Source organism: Photorhabdus sp. HUG-39, from assembly GCF_963878365.1.
GTDB lineage: Bacteria > Pseudomonadota > Gammaproteobacteria > Enterobacterales > Enterobacteriaceae > Photorhabdus > Photorhabdus kayaii.
This window is the reverse complement of the sequence record NZ_CAWNWY010000016.1, coordinates 62,178-82,462: the sequence shown is the minus strand read 5'-3', so window position 1 is coordinate 82,462 and position 20,285 is coordinate 62,178. Positions and strand designations below refer to the sequence as shown.

The following is a 20,285-nucleotide window of genomic DNA, read 5'->3' as shown; positions in this document are numbered from 1 at the left end:
TCAAATATTGCCTAGTGTTTGATATCAGGGGATGTTTCAGGTAACAGTATTGTCTTGAGCTGTATCGTCTTGTTGTTTCCATTCCGCCAATGCGTGCTGACGCTGACGTCGTAACTCATGACCAATGTCAGCGCCACGTAATCCACTGTCTACAATATTTTTCACCTGAACTTGGCTGGCAACTTTGAATGCCTGTCGCAGATAATCACCTTGTGGATAGGGGGTATCTTCAAAACCGATACGACCCCGCGCATCGGCTTCACTGATGATAACTAATTGCTCTATTCGCTGAGGTTTACGCCATGCATCAACAGCATCAAACAACTTAAGTAATGTTTTCGGCCGCAATTGAGCGACGGTATGCACTAAATCATGATACTGAGCAGCTAGTTTTGCCAAATCACGAACAGAATTAGGAACACGCAGACGTTGGCATAATTGGTCAACTAACTTAACACCTGCTGGCCCATGTCCATAATGGTGAGGCCACTGTTCTGGTGGTGTCAGCCCTTTACCAAGATCATGGCATAGAGAAGCAAAACGACTATCGACTTCATTTGTTAATTCAGTCGCTACTTTCAGCACCATTAACGTATGAATACCGGTATCAATCTCAGGATGCCACTTCTCTGGTGCGGGAACACCAAACAAATTATCAATTTCAGGAAACAACACCTCCAATGCACCACAATCACGTAAAACCTGAAAAAAGACCTGAGGGGAAGGGCTAGCAAGGGCTTTCTCGGTCTCTTTCCAGACACGTTCTGGTGTGAGTACTGATAACTCGCCGTTGGTTGCCATATTTGACATTAATGCTTGTGTTTCGGGAGCGATGGTAAACCCTAAATGGGCGAAACGAGCGGCAAAACGAGCTACTCGTAATACCCTTAATGGATCTTCAGAGAAAGCATCAGAAACATGGCGTAGAATACGATTGTTCAAATCATCAACACCATGATAAGGATCGACCAGTTCACCAGCGGGTGTTTGAGCGATCGCATTAACTGTCAGATCACGACGCTGCAAATCGTCTTCCAGTGTGACATCCGGCGCTGCATAACAAGTAAAACCCATATATCCCAGGCCGGATTTTCTCTCAGTGCGTGCTAAGGCATACTCTTCATGGGTTTGGGGATGCAGGAACACCGGAAAATCTTTGCCAACTTGCTGATATCCTAGGGATAACAGCGTTTCTGATGTTCCACCCACAACGACCCAATCCCGCTCTTTTACAGGAAAATTTAGCAATCGGTCACGTACTGCGCCGCCAACCAGATAGATTCTCACCTAACATGTTCCTTATCAACTCATCCAACGGTCATTACGCTTACGGCGAGGGATCATATGTGGCAGTAATAGCCCAAAGATTAAACCAGCGCCTGCAACACCACCGCCATACATAAACCATTGCAGAATGATATTACGTTGTTTGTCATCAAGCTGTAGATTTGCAGCATCCAGCTTTTTTTCTGCTACCGTCAGTTTGTTTTTTAACCTCTCATTCTCTTTTTTCAGTTCTGCAACAATGCTACTACTATTGGCCGCCTTTAGTTGCATGTCGGCAGTGCGCTGATTCCAGCTATTGTCTATATTGGCTAACTTCTCCGTCAATGTTTTCACTTCCTGTTCCAATTCTGGGAGGCGGGTGCGTAAGCTTGGTTTATTACTGAGTTGGTTAACAGGTAGCCAGACAAGGCGGCCTTTATCATCTTTAACTTGAGCGTAATTACTATCCCGATTGATGCTTATCAATGTGACTTCATCACCGGCATTCAGTGTACCGGCAATACGATACTGGTTACCCGGCCCGGCGTGTGTGTAGGTAGATAACTCATCAGATACATAGCGCTTTCCTTCCGCGTGGGTAGTGAGCGAAAAGCTGAGGCTTATTAATGCCGTGAGAAGTAAATGTAGTTTTCGCATTGTGATTTCAACCGTTTTTTATCTATGGTGAGTTTAAAATTTGATAGTAAAGAGTTAAGTTTGCTAGAGCAATCAGTAAACCAAAATGACATTCTTCTAATTGGTTGAATACGGGGCTTGTTATCTGTTGAACGAAGCATTTCTTGTTAATGACTATCATAACTTGCAGAAAAGGGAAATTTTAATTTTTTTCTTACTCATCGTAGCAAAAAGCGAAATCAAGGTAAGATGAGAGCAAAGATTGTCATCAACGGTGTAGATATGAGTGTAGAAATTGAATTAAAACTTATCGCCAAACCACAAGTTATTCCTACAATTCGCCAGCAATTATTGTTATTTCCGCATTACTATTTTTCTCCCAAAAAGTTGACCAATATCTATTTTGAAACGTCGGATAATCAACTGCGTGGTCTTGATATGGGGTTGCGGATACGTGGTTTTGATGATCAATATGAGATGACGGTTAAAACAGCGGGTAAGGTGGTTGGCGGTTTGCATCAGCGACCGGAATATAATGTGCCGTTGGCAAAGCCGGAACTGGCATTGACTCTGTTTCCACCGCACATCTGGCCTGACAACTGTGATGTGGAAGCATTGCAATCCCGTTTGAATGCGTTATTCAGTACTGACTTTATGCGTGAAAAGTGGGTGGTGACTTATGGACAAAGTGAGATTGAAGTGGTGCTTGATCAGGGAGAAATTATTGCAGCCAATCGCAAGGAGCCAATCTGTGAATTTGAACTGGAGTTAAAGCAAGGAATCATAGCCGATGTATTAGCATTGGCGGTTGAGTTGGCAAAATCAAATGGCTTGCGGCAAGGAAATAGAAGCAAAGCGGCCCGTGGTTATCAATTAGCTCAGGGAAAACCAAAAGCAGTTTGGCCTTCAACTCAGGTGGAAATTGATATGCAGCAGTCATTGCCTTCGGTACTTACGTCAATATTAGCCCATTGGCAGGAGCAAGAGGAATGTTGGCTGGCCGGTTTATCAGACGGTCGAGATGGCTTAAAGCAAGTACTGACTTTGATTCAGCAGACGATCGAATATTCTAGTGAGCCGGAACAGTTAGATAACCAATTAGTTGCTATCAACCAGAAATTATTGGATACGGAAACAGACGCTGAAACGCTATGTTATAGCTCGCTCTATTTGCAATGTAAGTTGGCACTGACTATGTGGTTAATAAATCTATGTGGTTAATAAATCTCTCCGTTTAAATAACAGGAATTCTCTATGTTGCCACTTCCAACCCCGCTTCTGGCCCAGTTACAGCGTGTGACTGAACATTTTCATCAACTAACTTTGAACGTTGAGCCTGTTGCTGCTCATGAGCAGGCCATATTATCCCTGAGCGATTTTGTTGTTGAAAACCTGCAAACTCATCCTGAATGGTTAGCTGAGATCCGCCAACATCCACCTGAAGCGCAGGAGTGGCATCAATATGCTGAATGGCTGCAACAATTACTCGCATCAGTAGAGGATGAAAATGCCCTCATGCGGGTTTTACGCCAGTTCCGTAACAAGATTCTGGTCAGAATAGCCTGGTCGCAAGCGCTACATAGCATGACGACTCAGGAGACACTGCAACAGCTTAGTATGTTGGCTGAAACGTTGATTATTGCTGCCCGTGATTGGTTGTATCAGCGTTGTTGTCAGGATTGGGGAACGCCTTGTAATGAGCGAGGCGAACCACAACCGCTGTTGATTCTCGGTATGGGAAAACTGGGCGGTGGTGAGTTGAACTTCTCTTCTGATATTGATCTGATTTTTGTCTATCCTGAAAACGGTATTACCCAAGGTGGCCGGCGTGAAATGGATAACACCCAGTTTTTTACCCGCTTGGGGCAGCGTCTTATCAAAGTGCTCGATCAGCAAACTGTGGATGGTTTTGTGTATCGGGTAGATATGCGCTTGCGCCCGTTCGGTGATAGTGGTCCATTGGTGTTTAGTTTTGTTGCACTGGAAGATTACTATCAAGAGCAAGGGCGTGATTGGGAACGTTATGCGATGGTGAAAGCACGGATTATGGGTTCGGGCAACCAAGCGTATGGTGAAGAGCTACGCCGGATGTTGAGACCATTTATCTTTCGCCGTTACATTGATTTCAGTGTGATTCAATCCCTGAGAAATATGAAAGGCATGATTGAACGGGAAGTGCGTCGCCGTGGCTTGAAAGACAATATCAAACTGGGGGCTGGTGGTATTCGTGAAATTGAATTTATCGCCCAGGTGTTCCAACTGATTCGTGGTGGACGTGAACTGTGTTTGCAATCTCAGGCGTTGTTACCAACTTTGCAAATAATAGCGCAGTTGACACTTTTACAATCATTGCAGGTGAAACAACTTTCTGACGGTTACCTTTTTTTGCGGCGGTTAGAAAATCTTTTACAGTCAATTAATGATCAACAAACTCAAACTCTGCCAGAAGATGAGCTGAATCGTTCACGACTGACATGGGGCATGGGATTTGAAAGTTGGGACGCTCTGATAATTGAATTGAACAGCAAGATGGGTGCTGTTCGGGCTATTTTTACGCAATTGATTGGCGATGACAGTGATAATAGTGAAGAGGAACCTAGTCATGTACCATTTAAAAGTCTGTGGCTGGAAGAGCTCGAAAAAGAAGAGTTAATCATACTAGCTCCGCACTTGGATGAAGAGATTGCACAGCAGATATTGCATATTATTTCTGTGTTCCGCCATGATGTGGGCAAAAGAACCATTGGCCCTCGTGGGCGTGATGTGCTCGACCATCTGATGCCACGTTTATTGGCAAAAGTCTGTTTGCGGCAAGATGCCAATCAAGATGTCAATATAGTGCTAGATCGGGTTATCCCTCTGTTGTTAAGTATTGTCAGCCGTACAACTTACCTGGAACTGATACTTGAATCGGAAGCTGTACTGACACATGTTATCCGGTTGTGTGCTGCTTCACCGATGATTGCGACTCAGCTTGCCTGCCATCCATTGTTGCTGGATGAACTGCTTGATCCACAGTTTCTGTATGAGCCTTTGCCATTAAATGCCTATAAAGATGAATTGCGGCAATATTTGTTGCGGATACCAGAAGATGATGAAGAGCAACAACTAGAAGCTCTCCGCCAGTTTAAGCAGGCTCAATTACTGAGGATTGCGGCGGAGGATATCACTGGTGTATTGCCGGTGATGAAAGTCAGTGATCATCTCACTTATTTGGCAGAAGCGATTATTGAAGCAGTCGTTCAACAGGCGTGGGGACAAATGGCAAAACGCTATGGTGTTCCATCACATTTGAGTCAGCGGCAAGGTCTGGGATTTGCTGTGATTGGTTATGGCAAATTGGGTGGTTGGGAGTTGGGCTACAGTTCTGATCTTGATTTAGTTTTCCTGCTTGATTGCCCGGTGGATGTGATGACTGATGGCGATCGATCGATTGATGCTCGGCAATTTTATTTGCGTCTTGCCCAACGAATTATGCACTTGTTCAGTGCTCGAACCTCCTCTGGTGTGTTGTATGACGTGGATGTCCGCCTGCGTCCTTCAGGCGAATCAGGCATGTTAGTCAGTACCATCGGTGCGTTTGCTGATTATCAGCAGAATCAAGCGTGGACTTGGGAACATCAGGCGTTGGTACGTGCCCGTATGGTATTTGGTGATGAAAACTTGCATCGGGATTTTGAGCGGATACGCCATCAGACATTATGTACGCGACGAGAACCTGCTTTGTTACGTCAGCAAGTAAGGGAAATGCGGGAAAAGATGCATAAACATTTAGGCAGTCACCATTCAGATCAATTTGATATTAAAGCTGATCCAGGAGGGATCACCGATATCGAATTTATCGCTCAATATTTGGTGCTTCGTTATGCTACTGAAAATGCGCGTTTGGTGAGTTGGTCGGATAATGTACGGATTTTTCAATTAATGGCGGCTTATGAAATTATGGATGAAGATGAGGCTGCCGCATTAACGCAGGCTTACGTTTCTATGCGTGATGAATTACATCATCTGGCGTTACAGACGCTTTCCAGTCGGGTATCAACCCATTGTTTCCGTGAACAACAGGAACAGGTACGTCGTAGTTGGCAACAGTGGTTGGGTGAACAATAACGGGTTTTACTGGTTTGGTGTAGGGATTTTACGGTCGTATGATAATATTTGGCACCAATTTAATATCTAATATTTGGAGCAAGGGATGAAAATAACACTCCCGGATTTTCACTGTGCAGGAGTTTTAGTCGTCGGTGATGTTATGTTAGATCGCTACTGGTATGGGCCGACCAGCCGGATTTCACCGGAAGCGCCGGTGCCTGTTGTAAAAGTCAATACCATTGAGGAGCGTCCGGGAGGCGCAGCTAACGTTGCTATGAATATTGCGGCTCTTGGAGCAAATTCGCATTTAATTGGTTTGACTGGGATTGATGACGCAGCACATGCGCTGAGTGAGAAACTAAGCAGCGTCAAGGTGCGCTGTGACTTTGTTTCTGTCCCAACCCATCCGACAGTGACTAAACTGAGGGTACTTTCCCGTAATCAGCAGTTAATTCGCTTAGATTTTGAAGAAGGTTTCGATAACATCGATGCGCAGCCAATGTTTGAACGCATTGAACAGGCGTTGCCCCATATTGGAGCATTGGTTCTATCTGACTACGCTAAAGGTGCACTGAGTCAAGTTCAGGAAATGATCAAACTGGCAAACGCGGCCAAAGTTCCGGTATTAATCGATCCGAAAGGTAATGATTTTGAGCGTTATCGTGGTGCAACTTTGTTAACGCCAAATCTGTCTGAATTTGAAGCGGTCGTGGGCCACTGCAAGGATGACAATGAGTTGGTTGAGAAGGGTACTCGGCTAGTTAAGGATTTGGATCTTCAGGCATTACTGATCACCCGTTCTGAACAGGGAATGAGTTTGCTGAGTGTTGATCAACCGCCATTACATTTGCCTACGCAGGCGCAGGAAGTGTTTGATGTTACGGGTGCCGGCGATACGGTTATTGGTGTGTTAGCAACGGCGATTGCGGCTGGAAAGCCACTGAATGAAGCTTGTTTTCTGGCGAATGCAGCTGCGGGAGTTGTCGTTGGCAAACTGGGAACGTCGACTGTTTCGCCGATTGAACTGGAGAATGCTATCCGTGGTCGTGCTGAAACGGGTTTTGGTGTGATGACTGAATTTCAGCTTAAACAGGCTGTTGCTGATGCTCGTCAACGTGGTGAAAGGATCGTAATGACTAATGGCTGCTTTGATATTCTGCATGCAGGTCATGTCTCATATCTGGAGAATGCTCGTAGATTGGGTGATCGGTTAATTGTTGCTGTTAACAGTGATGCATCGACTAAACGGCTGAAAGGTGAGAGTCGTCCTGTTAATCCACTAGAACAACGCATGATTGTGTTATCTGCTCTGGGCGCGGTGGATTGGGTTGTGCCGTTTGAAGAGGATACACCACAGCGATTGATTACGGATGTTTTGCCGGATGTATTGGTAAAAGGGGGCGATTATAAATCGGAAGAAATTGCTGGCAGTGAAGAAGTTTGGGCTGCGGGCGGAGAAGTCAAAGTGCTGAACTTTGAAGATGGCATTTCAACAACCAATATCATCAAGGCGATTAAAAATCAGTAAATAATGCTTTAGTTTGTTATTGAAAACAGCTAGAAGATATTACTGCATTGAATGCTGTAGATTATTTATTTGATTATATTATTAGAATGAAAGTCGGGCAGGATATGAAATCTTCCCGGCTATTTTTTATTTAATTTGTGCTTGGTTGAGTGGTATTTCATCATAAATAATATAGATATTTGTAATATCGTGTGCGAGTAATTTAATTAACGATATGATTATCATTAAAATATTTTAATTATAATTTGATTTAGTATAATTTTATTCTCTGGATGATAAGGAATTAATCAGAAGAAGTGTGATGTAACAGATAGTTTTTTATCTTTGTGGCATAAAATGCTGGTCACATAACGCTGGCTTATTCATAATGATTTCTGATGTAAATGATTTTTTAATAAAATATCTTATCTATAACCCAATGGATTTCAAGATGCATCGAGACGGCAAGGGAGTGAATCCCCGGGAGCATAGGTAACTATGTGACCGGGGTGAGCGAGTGCCGCCAACAAAGAGGCAATTTGAAAGATGACGGGTATATAACTTTTATATCTTAAGGTTAGTAGATAAAACGGATAAATTTTTTACGCAGGAATCAGTTCTTATGCAAGGTAAGTTGATTTTATCTTCAATTTGTTTAGCTTCGGCAATATTAGCAGGGTGTACAACTGAATCTTCTAATACCGTCCAGGTACAAAAAGTTAATTCTTATAATACGGTATATCAAGGTGTTCGTAGTCCAATTGCGATCGGTAAGTTTGAAAACCGTTCCAGCTATCAAAATGGCATTTTCTCCGACGGAATTGATCGTCTTGGTAACCAATCTAAAACGATTTTAGTCTCGCACTTACAGCAGACTGGACGCTTTACGGTGCTGGAACGTACTAATATGGCGGAACTGAAAGCAGAAGCGGGTCTACAAGGTAAATCGCAGAAGTTGAAAGGTGCTGCTTACGTTATTACCGGTGATGTAACTGAATTTGGCCGCAAGGAAGTGGGTGATCATCAGTTATGGGGGCTGTTAGGGCGTGGTAAATCGCAGGTGGCTTATTCTAAAGTCATGCTGAATGTGGTGAATGTAGAAACTTCCGAAGTGGTTTTCTCTGTAGCAGGGGCTGGGGAGTATAAATTATCCAACCGTGAAATTATCGGCTTTGGTGGCACTGCCAGCTATGATTCCACACTGAATGGTAAGGTATTGGATTTGGCTATTCGTGAAGCAGTAAACCGTCTGGTTGAAAGTATTGAAACCGGTGCATGGAAGCCATCTAATTAAGAAACATAGGGATATATATTCATGATGTTAATGAAAAAAGCGGGCTTATTGCTGGCAGCTATGACCTTAGCGGGTTGCGTCACGCAGCCAAAAACAATTTATGAGTGGGATAAATACCAACCTACAATTTATCAATATTATCAGCAGGATAAGATAGGGCTTGAAGAGCAGTTACAGGCTTTGCAGCAGGTAATTGAAAGAGCGAAAGCGAAAGATAAACCTGTACCGCCTGGGCTGCATGCACAGATGGGTCTGCTTTATAGCAAAACAGGTCGTGTTTCAGAAGCATTCCATCAGTTTGAAATAGAGAAAAAATTATTTCCTGAGTCAGCGCCATTTATGGACTTTTTATTAAGTAAAAATAAAGGAACTATGCAATGAACCGTATTCTCGTCGCATTAAGTTTATTAGCGGCATTTGTGCTGACAGGATGTAGTAAATCTGTCCCTTATGATTACACTGCATTTAGAGAAAGCAAACCCAAATCCATTCTGGTTCTGCCCGCGGTAAACAAATCTCTGGAAGTTAAAGCAGGGCACAGCCTGATTTCTCATGTGACATATCCATTGGCAGAATCCGGCTATTACGTTTTTCCGGTTGCTGTTGTGGAAGAGACATTTCAGCAAAATGGTGTGACAGCGGCACAGGATGTTCAGAATATCAGTTACAAAAAATTGCATGATATTTTTGGTGCAGATTCAGCGCTCTATTTGGATATTGAAGAATATGGTACTCAATATCAGATTATTAATAGCGATACTCGTGTAACGGCTTCAGCAAGGTTGGTGGATTTGCGTAGTGGCAAGCAACTGTGGCATGGTTGGACAACTGCTTCATCGACTGAAGATCAAAATAGTTCTAATAGTCTTGTTGGCATGTTGGTATCTGCCGTAGTTTCACAGATAGCTAATACCATTATGGATAGAGGTCATGAAATTGCCGGCATTACAAGTAACCGCTTACTGACAGCCGGTGGTAGTCGTAGTTTGCTTTATGGCCCACGTTCTGAGCATTACGGCAAAGAACAGCATTTAATTTCTAATTAAGTGTGGGTGTGGTGATGAGCAGATATGATATCTGCTCATTATCGCGGTTATTTTTATGTAAGGTAATAAAAGGTAATAATTATTCTTCTTTTGCCGTGTTATCAGCAGATGGAACATACTTATTTTCAAACTTCGCTTCTAGTTCATTTAAACGCTGCTCCATCGCGGTCAATTTTTCACGAGTACGTAACAGAACCTGAGTTTGGATATCAAATTCTTCACGATTCACTAAGTCAAGCTTGCCAAGTTGGGATTGCAAAATCATCCGTAATTTTTTCTCTACATCACCACCAAACTCTTTAACCCCCTTTGGCAAAGAATCTTGGATCTGGCGGGCAATTTGTTCAATTTTTTTTGGATCGAGCATGATGCATCCTTTTTATGACATAAATAATTCCTGAATAGTGTAATACCAGATAGTAAAACCACAAACCATTGTGAGCTAGGTTTCACATTTGATTTTGTCGATTGCCGCCGACAAATATTAGCGTTATAGTTCACTGGCTTATCTCAGGGCGGGGTGAAAGTCCCCACCGGCGGTAAACATCAGTCTATCTTTTTGGTGGCATGATGAAGCCCGCGAGCGCTCCGTTTGTGGTTATCTTTTATGATAAAACGGAGGTCAGCAGATCCAGTGTAATTCTGGAGCCGACGGTGATAGTCCGGATGGGAGAGAATAACGGCATCTGTCGGGCTCTGTGCTCGTCTGTTGTTCCGGCTATGGCATTTAATATTGTGTTACGAAATATTATGTCATAGCGAGAACTCCTCAAGACCGCCCTGATTCTGGTAATCCATAAATTTTAATGAGGTTTCTTTACCATGAATCAGACGCTACTTTCTGAATATGGCACATCATCAGAACGTGTTGAACACGCCATTAACGCTTTGCGTGATGGAAGAGGGGTGATGGTGCTGGATAATGAAGATCGTGAAAATGAAGGTGATATTATCTTTGCGGCCGAAACAATGACTGTAGAGCAAATGGCACTGACTATCCGTCATGGCAGTGGTATTGTCTGCTTATGTCTGACAGAAGAGCGCCGCCAGCAATTACAATTGCCCATGATGGTAGAAAATAACTCTAGTTCGTTCCAGACTGCATTCACTGTAACCATTGAGGCCGCTCAAGGGGTGACGACGGGGGTTTCTGCGGCTGACCGCATCACGACCATTCGTGCAGCGATTGCAGATAATGCCAAACCCAGTGATTTGAACCGTCCGGGACATGTTTTTCCACTGCGCGCTCAACCTGGTGGCGTGTTGGTTCGTCAAGGGCATACTGAGGCAACAATTGATTTAGTCAGTTTGGCCGGTTTTAAACCCGTAGGTGTATTGTGCGAATTAACCAATAATGACGGTTCAATGGCGCGTACCCCGGAGGTAGTGCAATTTGCGAAACTACATAATATGCCGGTAGTCACTATTGAGGATCTGGTGATTTATCGCCAGGCAATAGAGCAGAAAGCAAGCTGAAACCTAATTGTTTAATAACTGGATGAAATATCAGTTATAACCTACACGTTCTCTAAAGTCACAGTTTACGCAAGCTGTGACTTTTCAGTTTTTTTGAAAAACTCCATCACCGTTAGCCCACTGTTTTGCTTATCTGAAAGGCGTAACCTGTCTGCAAGTATTAAAATTACCTATATTTGGCGTGAGAGGTCATTATGAATATTTCCAGAATGCCGGCACTGTTTATTGGTCATGGCAGTCCAATGAATGTACTGGGAGAAAATCGCTATATCAATGTGTGGCGTGAACTTGGTGAAAGACTGCCTGTACCCAGAGCGATTCTGGCGATTTCTGCTCATTGGTATACCAATGGCACAGCAGTAACCGCCATGAGTCAACCGAGGACTATTCATGATTTTCGTGGTTTTCCACAGGAATTGTATGAAATTCAGTATCCGGCTAAGGGCTCGCCTGAATTGGCCGCTTTAGTGCAAGAGATGCTGGAACCTGTGGAAGTTTATGCCGATCATCATCAGTGGGGATTGGATCACGGGACTTGGGGCATTCTGATTAAGATGTATCCTCAGGCCAATATTCCAGTGATTCAACTGAGTATAGATGATGCCAAGCCAGCGACGTATCACTATGAATTAGGGAAAAAGCTGGCTGTTTTACGAGATGAAGGTGTTTTAATCCTGGGGAGTGGTAATGTGGTACACAATCTTAGTACCATGAAACGGCAGGAACCTGATGCTGACCCGTATCCTTGGGCAGAAACATTTAACCGTTATGTGCGTGATAACCTTACCAGTTATGAGCAACCTTATCCTTTGATTCATGCACTGGACAGAGAAGATGGCCTATTATCGAACCCATCTCCTGAACACTTTTTACCGTTGCTGTATATCATGGGAACGTGGGATAGAAAAGAAACGGTTTCCATTCCTGTAGATGGTATTGAGTCTGGTTCGCTAAGTATGTTGTCTGTGCAGGTTGGTTGAATTGAACGTTCTGATTATGATGTTTTCAGCTTGAATGCAAAATTAATAACATCTGAATGATTCACAATACGACCTGTATCGACATCCGCGAGGCCAGCCAAAATCATTTGGTGGCGATGTTCACGTTCCTCAATCATTGAGGTAAGAGCCTCTTTAATGATCCACGATTTTGAGCGGTCTAACTCTTTGGCTAAATCGTTTATAGCTGTAGCTAGTTTGATAGGTATCTGTGCGGTAATCGTCTGTTTTGCTGATATGGACATAAGAGCTCCCAATAAAAACCAATAATAGTTATTGAACACTATAGCATCAATAACGGTCAGATTCTTTATTTTTTAAGGCTTGATAGCTTACCGGTGATACAGGGATTTGTGTGAAAATGCATTGATGTTTCATCACCAAAAATTTCATTGGTTCAATTATCTTTGTGTTATATACTCAAGATACTTCAAAGTGCATGTTTGAAAAACGATTATGTTGTTGAATTTAAATGTTTTTATATCTGACGGCTCAAGCATTTTGAAGTTCATTCGGTATATACCCTATGGATTTCGAGATGCATCGCGGCGGCAAGGGAGTGAATCCCCGGGAGCATAGATAACTATGTGACCGGGGTGAGCGAGTGCAGCCAACAAAGAGGCAACTTGAAAGATGACGGGTATAGATTCATTTTCTGATATTGCTATGCCTAATAGCGGAGATGATTTGTCTATAGGTTTAGTAATTGAGATAGGTGTGTGATTAACATTTTGTTCTCTACTAATATCATGGTCGAATGAATAAACATAAATTTCATTTTCATGACCTGTTTGATATTTATACCCTATGGATTTCAAGATGCATCGCGACGGCAAGGGAACGAATCCCTGGGAGCATAGGTAACTATGTGACCGGGGTGAGCGAGCGCAGCCAACAAAGAGGCAACTTGAAAGATGACGGGTATATTACCTATGGAATCATAGGTAGAACAACCACTGGATATAAGCCCTTGTTTTTTGCCTGTGATAGTTAAATATATTGTGTTCGCCATAGTATTTACCTTTATTATAAATTTATAAGGGTACAAAGTTTCTTCACTGGATGTTTAAGGGAGGAGTTTGGGGTATTTAACTCTGTTCCTCATTCCTCCCTATTGGGAATTAATCCAAAATAATATGTGGATAGAAGCGAGATAAATCCTGAGTTATGAGTTCACTGTCTTCCCGCAAACCAATACCGCAAGGCTGATCATTTACCAGCCAGCTACCAATTAGCGTATAATTGTCACCGAATTTTGGTAGTGTATGAAATTGCTGAACGATCATACCTTCTTTACCGTAAGGGCCATCAACACTGGCAATTTCCTTGCCCTTTTCAATAATACGGATATTAGCCCCTTCCCGTGAGAACAGCGGCTTAATAACATAGCTATCCATTGCCGGATAATTATCATCGGCAAAATAAGCGGGTAGCAGGTTTGGATGATTTGGAAACATCTTCCACAACATCGGTAGCAATGCTTTGTTGGAGATAATACTTTTCCAAGCGGGCTCTAACCAACGAACGCCAGCATCTTCCAATTTGGTCGCGAAAATTTCACGGAACATCAATTCCCAAGGGTAGAGTTTGAACAGATTGCTGATCACTTGGTCTTTTAGATCTGTAAATTGTCCTTTCTCTCCCAAACCGATATCTTCAATAAATAAGAACTCGGTAGGAACACCGGCTTCCAGCGCACAATCTTGTAAGTATTGAACAGTACCGCGATCTTCTTCGGTATCCTGACAGCAGGCCATGTGCAGTAAGCCAAAGCCATGTTCATCACGCAACTGAGCAAAGCGTTCAATCAATTGCTCTTGCATGCTGTTGAATTGATCGGCATGTGCTGGCAGTAACCCGGCGTTCATCTGATCTTCTAACCAGATCCATTGGAAAAAAGCGGACTCATACAGCGAAGTTGGTGTATCAGCATTATTTTCCAACAATTTTGCCGGGCTTTTACCATCGTAAACCAAATCCAAACGGGAATAGAGTGATGGCTGGCTGGTAATCCAAGAGCTACGAACAAAATCCCAACAATGTTTTGGGATCTGAAATTTAGTCAGTAATTCTTCACTATCGACAACTTTCTCGACTACCTGCAAACACATTTGGTGTAGTTCTGCGGTGGTAGCTTCGATTTCTTCAATTTGAGCAAGAGAAAACTGGTAATAAGCCTCTTCACACCAGTATGGTTCACCATGCATGGTGTGAAAATTAAAGCCATATTCTATCGCTTTTTCACGCCAGTCCGGGCGTTCAGTAATAGCAATACGTTTCATCCGTGGTTAGCCTCCCATTGAACGAGATGTGGAGCCGGAAGAGGCGCTGCTGCGTTGCATGGCTGACTGTTTTGCAACAGAGTCACCGAAGCCGCCACGGGTAATGGTTGTGGTTGTTGCTGGTTTTGGTGCCATAGCCGTTTTAGGCACTGTCATGGAACGACCACCTGCGGTTGCCTGGCCATAGCTTTTACCCGACGCATCAACGAATTGACCATTTGCCGGGCTGGTGGCGGATTTGGAGCTAAACAGAGGTTGTGATGGCGCTGAACCGCCCCCCATTAGACGCCCCATCATATAACCTGCCATCAGCGGCATCCAGAAGCTACCGCTTTGCTGCTGCTGTGCCTGTGCTTCGCCATTGGTGGCGGTATTGGAAGCAGTGGCGCCAAGGCCAGCTTGTGCCGGGGTTTGAGTACATTGTGCTTCACCAAATTCAGCAATACAGTCTTCTTTGGTGGCATATTTAGGCGCTGTTTTTTCCGCTTCTTTCAACGCATTGTTGTAAGCAGTCGTACATTGCTCACTTTGTGATGGATTGGCTTGAGAGCATTCATCTGCATTCATGTAAAGAGAGACTGTTTCATCACTCTTTTCACAGGCAGATAACATGAAAACCGCACTGACAGCTATCGCCACAGGTGCAAGGCGATAGTTACGCCAAGCCTTACGGAATGTGTCGTGATTAATATCTTTGGTCCGCTTTATCGTCATCGTCGTATACCCAGATTTTAGATGTCTATGATTCTTTATGAAATAGCTTTAAGGATAGGGGAAATATGAACAAAATTAAAGCATAAAACTTACTGCCTATCTCAATAGGGCTATTTTATTTGCCCTTCTTTGCCATAAAGAGCGAACCTGGGCAGTGCTCAAAATCCTCACGTACTACGTGTACGCTCCGGTTTTTCCGCGCTGTCCGTGTTCAAACTGCCTGCAACAATTACGCCTATTGAGATAGGCTCTTAGGATTGCCAGCCTAATTTTTTGCCTGGCTGAAAAGGCGGCGGGATATTGATTGTCTGGTATTTTTGTTTAATCTGGTTTTAATGTTGTGAAATAGATATGTGAATTTAAAAAATGGGTGCTGTTATTGATATTTTATGATATTAATCCTGCCCCTGTAACTTATGGTAATTTAAGGGTAATTAAACGAGTAAGATTATTATGTAAGTGAATCTACTAATTGCATTATTCTCGGTAATAATTCCAATGGGTTATGTTAGGAATATAATCTTAAATTAATAACGGATCGTTATTATATTATTGGTGTTGTATTTTTTTATTTTAATTAAGGAAATTAAGTCGTATGGAAAAGAGTCATTATTCAGAAAGATGGCAGACGCGTTTTGCATTCTTTGAACGCAATGGTGCTCCTAAAGCGCCTGAGTACAAAGCTGCTATGAAAGCAGAACCCTTTATGCGTCGTATCTTGTTAAATATGAATTTTATCGCTTTCTTCTTTGGTTTTATTTACTTTTTTTATATATTTTTTTTAAGAAAAATAGCGGCTTTTTTTTCGGCGCCTAAATTCAGTTGGTAAGAAATAAAACAGCCCGCTTTATGGCGGGCCGTTAATTAGTGAAAGTGAAGAACTGAATCAGTTACGAGCAGATGTTGCTGGTGCTGCTGTTTCTTGAACAATGCTGTTAGCGGAAGTTGAGAGCTGTTTACCTAGAGAATTATTCAGAGCAACTAAATCCTTCTCATTTAGCGTACCCAGTGCATGCTGAATATTTAGCTGATTAATCAGATAATCATAGCGAGCATTGGATAGCTTTTGTTTGGCATCGTACAACTTGGTAGTGGCATTCAGTACATCAACAATGGTGCGTGTACCAACTTGATAACCCGCTTCCATTGCGTCGAGTGAGCTTTGCGCAGAAACAACAAGCTGTTTATAGGCGTCGATACTGCTGATGGAAGCAGAGATGTTGTTAAAGGAAGAACGGACAGTCTGTACAACATTGCGGTAGGTGCTCTCTAATTGTTCGCTGGCGCTGACAAAACCATATTGTGCCTGTTCAACGCGGGAACTGGTGGCACCGCCGCTATAAATTGGCAGACTAAGCGTCAGGCCAACGCTGTTTTCACCGCTATAGTTGTTTGATCTGCCTGGTGCATGATTCTGGCTGTTTGAAACATTGGTAGAAGCGCCTAAATTGATAGTTGGCATATGCCCTGTTTGAGCCGCTTTGATTTGTTCACGAGCCAGATCCTGACCTAAACGGGCAGATAGTAGACCTAAATTACGTTTCTCTGCCTCTTTTAGCAGAATATCCACTGCTTCTGGTTTTTGTGTTTTGAAATGATCAATATTCAGCGAGGCTAGCCGAGGGTAATAAATACCGGTTACTTGACGCAGAGCTTCCAGTGCATTGTCCAGATCATTACGGCGGGCAACTTCCTGAGCGAGTACGTCATCGTAGTTAGCACGAGCGTTCTGGACATCAGTAATTGCAACCAGACCGACATTAAAACGTTGAGTCGTTTGATCCAACTGGCGGTAAATGGCCGCTTTCTGAGCTTCAATGTAGGAGAGTGTATCAATGGTACGCAATACTTTGAAATAAGCTGTTGCACTATCCAAGATCAGTTTTTGTTCACTGCTTTGATAGGTAACATCAGCAATACCTGCCGTTTTTTCTTCTAAGTTCAATAGGCGCCATTTAGACATATCAAAAATGGTTTGAGTCAAACCAAGCTTTGCATTCAATATATTGCTTTCTGTGTCACGTTGATCGCGGTAACCACTGTTATAGGAGTATCCAGTATTTAATTCCAACTGAGGTAATAATGGGCTACGGGATTCATTAATTTTTTCAAAAGCTTTATTACGTTCAGCCATTGATTTACGTAGTTCAGGGTTACTCTCTTTTGCTTGCTTATAAACTTGCAAAAGATCTTCAGCCTGACCCATTGAACTCAATCCCGTCAGGCTCATAGCGATAAAAATGGAGAGCAGTTTCTTCATTGTAATTCCTTGATTGCACAGCTATTTTACTCGTTGTCTATCCCATTAGGCTATTTTATTTGCCATGTTTTGTGATAAAGAGTGAATGCTTCAGGTGCTGCGCACAGTCTGAGTTCACTGTTCATTTACAAAAACGACCTGCACCAATTACGCTTATTGGGATAGACTCTTACGTTGCCTTGGTGAAAAACGAAATGTTACTGATTCTAGCAGAGTATGCTATCAGCGAAAGGTAGCCGTTTGTGCCATATTGCCTTAATTTAGCTTAACTTTACACCATCAAAGAGTGAATTTTTTAACTCTGCTTGATTAATATCATCTTAGTGGCTAGCAAGTAAGGAACTATTTAGGAGAATTTTATGCATAAGAAGCCGTTAATGCCAGTCATGTTGGATCAGCAGGATATAGAAATTATCGCGAAAAAAAGTTTGTACAATGGATTCTTTAAGCTGACAAATTACCGTTTCCGTCATCGTTTGTTTGCCGGTGGTTGGAGTGAAGAGGTTAGCCGTGAAGTTTTTGAGCGGGGCCATGCCGGTGCATTGTTGCCTTATGATCCACATCGTGATGAGGTTGTATTGATAGAGCAGATACGTATTCCGGCAATAGAGACGAAAGCAACGCCGTGGTTACTGGAAATTGTTGCCGGTATGATTGAAGAGGGCGAAGATGTGGAACAGGTGGTGCGCCGCGAAACGATGGAAGAGGCAGGAATCGAAGTTAAACGTTGCAAACCCGTGTTGAGTTATCTCTCCAGTCCCGGAGGAACAACGGAACGTATCTCTGTGATGGTGGGGGAAGTGGATGCGACGACAGCTACCGGTATTCATGGATTATCTGGTGAACATGAAGATATTCGGGTGCATGTAGTCAGTCGTGAACAAGCTTATCATTGGATGGAAGAGGGAATTATTGATAATGCTGCTTCAGTTATTGCGATACAATGGCTGGCATTACACCATGAAAAGTTAAAAAAAGAATGGAATTCAGATGATTCCTAATTTTTAACCGAGAAAAGGGAAGTGTGTGCCAGTCAGCAGATCTCTTGCGTTAAAACGAGTTATGATGCTCGTCGATGACTTATAGGACAAGGAAACCATTTGGAAAGCCAGTTTGAACTGCCTGTGGTAGAGGGAACCACAGCCAAAATATTGCAAATAACAGATACGCATCTTTTTGCCAGCAAAGAAGATACTTTATTGGGTATCAATACTTATCGCAGTTACCAAGCGGTGCTGGATGCCATCCTTAAACAAAATGCTGATATTGGTTTAATCGTAGCGACAGGTGATTTGGTGCAGGATCAGTCGTTGGAAGCTTATCGACATTTTGCTGATGGCATTGCTCGTTTACCGGCACCTTGTGTCTGGTTGCCCGGCAATCATGATTACCAGCCTGCGATGGTGGATGCTTTGGCGGCGGCTGGCGTTTCTCCGTCGAAACAGATTTTAGTCGGTAAGCACTGGCAACTTTTGATGCTTGATAGTCAGGTGCAGGGCGTGCCCCACGGGGAGTTATCGGAATATCAGCTTGAATGGATGAAAAAGTGCCTGGATAGGTACCCTGAACGTTACGCGGTGATCTTGCTTCATCATCATCCATTACCTTCAGGTTGTACTTGGCTGGATCAGCATAGTTTGCGTAATTCACATATTCTGGCCCAGTATCTGCAAAGTTATTCACGGGTTAAGGCGATGCTTTGTGGGCATATACATCAAGAGATGGATCTGGATTGGAATGGCATCCGTATGATGGCGACACCATCAACATGTTTGCAATTCAAACCACATTGTACCAATTTTATGCTTGATACTGTTGCTCCGGGATGGCGTTATCTCGAATTGTCTGTTGCCGATAATGGCGAATTTGGTCTGACAACCCAGGTCTATAGATTGGCAAGTAATGAGTTCTGCCCTGATTTAGATTCGGATGGATATTAGGTTGTGTTTGTCTCCTTGTATTGCTGTGTTACTCTCTGCTTATTGGATTTGCCAAGCCTCACCATCTGTGGCATGTCGCACAGGAGCATAGTGGCCGGTGGTATTTATGCACAATTGAGGGGCACGGTCTGATGTCAACGTTACTCTATTTGCACGGTTTTAATAGTTCTCCGCAGTCTGCAAAAGCCAATGCCTTAAAAGCGTGGCTGTATCAGCATCATCCTGAAATTGACATGCTGGTGCCTCAGTTACCCCCTTATCCTGAAGAAGCGGCTGAGTTGCTAGAAAATCTGGTGATGGAGCATGCCGGGGATGATTTGGGTATCGTTGGTTCTTCTCTCGGTGGTTATTTGGCGATATGGCTTTCACAATGTTTCAGCTTGCCCGCTGTGGTCGTCAATCCAGCCGTGCGTCCGTTTGAATTACTGCGGGATTATCTTGGGGAAAATATTAACCCCTATACTAACCAACGATATACGTTGGAATCGCGCCATATTCATGATCTCAAAAGCATGCGGATTGAACCATTGGAGTCACCGGATCTTATCTGGTTATTGCAACAAACCGGAGATGAGGTGCTGGATTACCGCCAAGCGGTTGCTTATCTGGTATTATGTAAGCAAACTATTGAATCTGGTGGTAATCATTCTTTTATCGGATTTGAACACTATTTCCCACAAATCATCAACTTTCTTGGGCTTTCTAGTGATGGCGAGAAAAAACTTGCCAAAAATGTTTGAACGACTGGTATTATCAACAGTATACAAAACTGAT

19 protein-coding genes, 1 pseudogene and 1 riboswitch are annotated in these 20,285 nt (G+C 43.1%); of the genes and pseudogenes, 12 read left to right on the top strand and 8 right to left on the bottom strand.

Annotation, left to right across the window (positions count from 1 at the left end; translation table 11 throughout):
* Positions 1-36 precede the first annotated feature (36 nt).
* Both AAC155_RS12295 and AAC155_RS12290 read right to left on the bottom strand, forming a co-directional pair.
* On the bottom strand, positions 37-1,287 hold the full coding sequence (locus tag AAC155_RS12295; RefSeq protein WP_113042412.1) for a multifunctional CCA addition/repair protein: 1,251 nt from the start codon (positions 1,285-1,287) through the stop codon (positions 37-39).
* A gap of 15 nt (positions 1,288-1,302) precedes the next feature.
* Positions 1,303-1,923, bottom strand: a complete 621-nt coding sequence (locus AAC155_RS12290) for a TIGR04211 family SH3 domain-containing protein (RefSeq protein ID WP_113042411.1) — start codon at positions 1,921-1,923, stop codon at positions 1,303-1,305.
* 261 nt (positions 1,924-2,184) lie between these two features.
* Between AAC155_RS12290 and AAC155_RS12285 the strand changes: the two genes are divergently transcribed.
* The 6 genes from AAC155_RS12285 (at position 2,185) to AAC155_RS12260 (ending at position 9,841) form a co-directional block, all read left to right on the top strand.
* The gene (locus tag AAC155_RS12285) at positions 2,185-3,123 is read left to right on the top strand and encodes a CYTH domain-containing protein (RefSeq protein WP_113042475.1); all 939 of its coding nucleotides are present in this window, start codon (positions 2,185-2,187) and stop codon (positions 3,121-3,123) included.
* A gap of 33 nt (positions 3,124-3,156) precedes the next feature.
* Positions 3,157-6,012, top strand: coding sequence for a bifunctional [glutamate--ammonia ligase]-adenylyl-L-tyrosine phosphorylase/[glutamate--ammonia-ligase] adenylyltransferase (gene glnE / locus AAC155_RS12280; RefSeq protein WP_113042409.1), 2,856 nt, complete (start codon positions 3,157-3,159; stop codon positions 6,010-6,012).
* 85 nt (positions 6,013-6,097) lie between these two features.
* Positions 6,098-7,522 carry a bifunctional D-glycero-beta-D-manno-heptose-7-phosphate kinase/D-glycero-beta-D-manno-heptose 1-phosphate adenylyltransferase HldE gene (gene hldE / locus AAC155_RS12275; RefSeq protein ID WP_113042407.1) on the top strand — a complete coding sequence of 475 codons (1,425 nt, stop codon included), beginning with the start codon at positions 6,098-6,100 and terminating at the stop codon, positions 7,520-7,522.
* A gap of 601 nt (positions 7,523-8,123) precedes the next feature.
* Entirely contained in the window at positions 8,124-8,795 is a 672-nt protein-coding gene (locus tag AAC155_RS12270) for a CsgG/HfaB family protein (RefSeq protein ID WP_112878316.1), read from the top strand.
* A 21-nt stretch (positions 8,796-8,816) separates the two neighbouring features.
* A complete protein-coding gene (locus AAC155_RS12265; RefSeq protein ID WP_113042405.1) occupies positions 8,817-9,176 on the top strand; it encodes a DUF4810 domain-containing protein in 360 nt (119 codons plus the stop codon).
* The gene (locus AAC155_RS12260) at positions 9,173-9,841 is read left to right on the top strand and encodes a DUF799 domain-containing protein (protein WP_113042403.1); all 669 of its coding nucleotides are present in this window, start codon (positions 9,173-9,175) and stop codon (positions 9,839-9,841) included. The genes AAC155_RS12265 and AAC155_RS12260 overlap by 4 nt, the downstream gene beginning before the upstream one ends.
* A gap of 79 nt (positions 9,842-9,920) precedes the next feature.
* On the opposite strand, the gene ubiK is transcribed toward AAC155_RS12260, so the two are convergent.
* Complete coding sequence (gene ubiK / locus AAC155_RS12255) at positions 9,921-10,208, bottom strand: ubiquinone biosynthesis accessory factor UbiK (protein ID WP_112895539.1); 288 nt, start codon at positions 10,206-10,208, stop codon at positions 9,921-9,923.
* Between the two features lie 136 nt (positions 10,209-10,344).
* A riboswitch (FMN riboswitch) is annotated at positions 10,345-10,523 on the top strand.
* Between the two features lie 140 nt (positions 10,524-10,663).
* Here ubiK and ribB point away from each other — a divergent pair.
* Both ribB and ygiD read left to right on the top strand, forming a co-directional pair.
* Positions 10,664-11,317: a 3,4-dihydroxy-2-butanone-4-phosphate synthase gene (ribB, locus tag AAC155_RS12250; protein ID WP_113042401.1), complete on the top strand. Its 654-nt coding sequence runs from the start codon at positions 10,664-10,666 to the stop codon at positions 11,315-11,317.
* Between the two features lie 194 nt (positions 11,318-11,511).
* Positions 11,512-12,297 (top strand): 4,5-DOPA dioxygenase extradiol, encoded by a 786-nt coding sequence (gene ygiD, locus AAC155_RS12245; protein WP_113042399.1) that lies wholly within the window; start codon positions 11,512-11,514, stop codon positions 12,295-12,297.
* Between the two features lie 14 nt (positions 12,298-12,311).
* Here ygiD and AAC155_RS12240 read toward each other — a convergent pair whose 3' ends face one another.
* From AAC155_RS12240 to AAC155_RS12220, 4 genes and pseudogenes are all read right to left on the bottom strand, one after another.
* A complete protein-coding gene (locus AAC155_RS12240; protein WP_113042397.1) occupies positions 12,312-12,560 on the bottom strand; it encodes a CopG family ribbon-helix-helix protein in 249 nt (82 codons plus the stop codon).
* Positions 12,561-12,947: 387 nt separating this feature from the next.
* A pseudogene (gene tssD, locus AAC155_RS24485) lies at positions 12,948-13,327 on the bottom strand (type VI secretion system tube protein TssD); the annotation flags it as partial.
* 109 nt (positions 13,328-13,436) lie between these two features.
* Positions 13,437-14,597: a glutathionylspermidine synthase family protein gene (locus tag AAC155_RS12225; RefSeq protein WP_113042395.1), complete on the bottom strand. Its 1,161-nt coding sequence runs from the start codon at positions 14,595-14,597 to the stop codon at positions 13,437-13,439.
* Between the two features lie 6 nt (positions 14,598-14,603).
* The gene (locus AAC155_RS12220) at positions 14,604-15,311 is read right to left on the bottom strand and encodes a DUF1190 family protein (RefSeq protein WP_113042394.1); all 708 of its coding nucleotides are present in this window, start codon (positions 15,309-15,311) and stop codon (positions 14,604-14,606) included.
* Positions 15,312-15,906: 595 nt separating this feature from the next.
* Here AAC155_RS12220 and AAC155_RS12215 point away from each other — a divergent pair.
* Positions 15,907-16,140, top strand: a complete 234-nt coding sequence (locus tag AAC155_RS12215) for a DUF2628 domain-containing protein (protein WP_113042392.1) — start codon at positions 15,907-15,909, stop codon at positions 16,138-16,140.
* A 57-nt stretch (positions 16,141-16,197) separates the two neighbouring features.
* Here the strand turns inward: AAC155_RS12215 and tolC are convergent, their stop codons facing one another.
* Positions 16,198-17,571 carry an outer membrane channel protein TolC gene (gene tolC, locus AAC155_RS12210; RefSeq protein ID WP_113042390.1) on the bottom strand — a complete coding sequence of 458 codons (1,374 nt, stop codon included), beginning with the start codon at positions 17,569-17,571 and terminating at the stop codon, positions 16,198-16,200.
* A gap of 359 nt (positions 17,572-17,930) precedes the next feature.
* On the opposite strand from tolC, the gene nudF reads away from it, so the two are divergent.
* The 3 genes from nudF to yqiA all read left to right on the top strand — a co-directional run bounded on the left by nudF (position 17,931) and on the right by yqiA (position 20,251).
* Entirely contained in the window at positions 17,931-18,572 is a 642-nt protein-coding gene (gene nudF / locus AAC155_RS12205; RefSeq protein ID WP_113042389.1) for an ADP-ribose diphosphatase, read from the top strand.
* A 99-nt stretch (positions 18,573-18,671) separates the two neighbouring features.
* Complete coding sequence (gene cpdA / locus AAC155_RS12200; RefSeq protein ID WP_112896167.1) at positions 18,672-19,511, top strand: 3',5'-cyclic-AMP phosphodiesterase; 840 nt, start codon at positions 18,672-18,674, stop codon at positions 19,509-19,511.
* 131 nt (positions 19,512-19,642) lie between these two features.
* Positions 19,643-20,251: an esterase YqiA gene (yqiA, locus tag AAC155_RS12195; RefSeq protein ID WP_113042386.1), complete on the top strand. Its 609-nt coding sequence runs from the start codon at positions 19,643-19,645 to the stop codon at positions 20,249-20,251.
* The last annotated feature ends 34 nt before the right edge of the window (positions 20,252-20,285 follow it).

What these genes read in the sequence shown, in the direction of transcription:
- AAC155_RS12290 (WP_113042411.1), bottom strand. Translation starts at nt 1,923, where the DNA reads ATGCGAAAACTACATTTACTTCTCACGGCATTAATAAGCCTCAGCTTT.
- AAC155_RS12285 (WP_113042475.1), top strand. Translation starts at nt 2,185, where the DNA reads ATGAGTGTAGAAATTGAATTAAAACTTATCGCCAAACCACAAGTTATT.
- glnE (WP_113042409.1), top strand. Translation starts at nt 3,157, where the DNA reads ATGTTGCCACTTCCAACCCCGCTTCTGGCCCAGTTACAGCGTGTGACT.
- hldE (WP_113042407.1), top strand. Translation starts at nt 6,098, where the DNA reads ATGAAAATAACACTCCCGGATTTTCACTGTGCAGGAGTTTTAGTCGTC.
- AAC155_RS12270 (WP_112878316.1), top strand. Translation starts at nt 8,124, where the DNA reads ATGCAAGGTAAGTTGATTTTATCTTCAATTTGTTTAGCTTCGGCAATA.
- AAC155_RS12265 (WP_113042405.1), top strand. Translation starts at nt 8,817, where the DNA reads ATGATGTTAATGAAAAAAGCGGGCTTATTGCTGGCAGCTATGACCTTA.
- AAC155_RS12260 (WP_113042403.1), top strand. Translation starts at nt 9,173, where the DNA reads ATGAACCGTATTCTCGTCGCATTAAGTTTATTAGCGGCATTTGTGCTG.
- ubiK (WP_112895539.1), bottom strand. Translation starts at nt 10,208, where the DNA reads ATGCTCGATCCAAAAAAAATTGAACAAATTGCCCGCCAGATCCAAGAT.
- ribB (WP_113042401.1), top strand. Translation starts at nt 10,664, where the DNA reads ATGAATCAGACGCTACTTTCTGAATATGGCACATCATCAGAACGTGTT.
- ygiD (WP_113042399.1), top strand. Translation starts at nt 11,512, where the DNA reads ATGAATATTTCCAGAATGCCGGCACTGTTTATTGGTCATGGCAGTCCA.
- AAC155_RS12240 (WP_113042397.1), bottom strand. Translation starts at nt 12,560, where the DNA reads ATGTCCATATCAGCAAAACAGACGATTACCGCACAGATACCTATCAAA.
- AAC155_RS12225 (WP_113042395.1), bottom strand. Translation starts at nt 14,597, where the DNA reads ATGAAACGTATTGCTATTACTGAACGCCCGGACTGGCGTGAAAAAGCG.
- AAC155_RS12220 (WP_113042394.1), bottom strand. Translation starts at nt 15,311, where the DNA reads ATGACGATAAAGCGGACCAAAGATATTAATCACGACACATTCCGTAAG.
- AAC155_RS12215 (WP_113042392.1), top strand. Translation starts at nt 15,907, where the DNA reads ATGGAAAAGAGTCATTATTCAGAAAGATGGCAGACGCGTTTTGCATTC.
- tolC (WP_113042390.1), bottom strand. Translation starts at nt 17,571, where the DNA reads ATGAAGAAACTGCTCTCCATTTTTATCGCTATGAGCCTGACGGGATTG.
- nudF (WP_113042389.1), top strand. Translation starts at nt 17,931, where the DNA reads ATGCATAAGAAGCCGTTAATGCCAGTCATGTTGGATCAGCAGGATATA.
- yqiA (WP_113042386.1), top strand. Translation starts at nt 19,643, where the DNA reads ATGTCAACGTTACTCTATTTGCACGGTTTTAATAGTTCTCCGCAGTCT.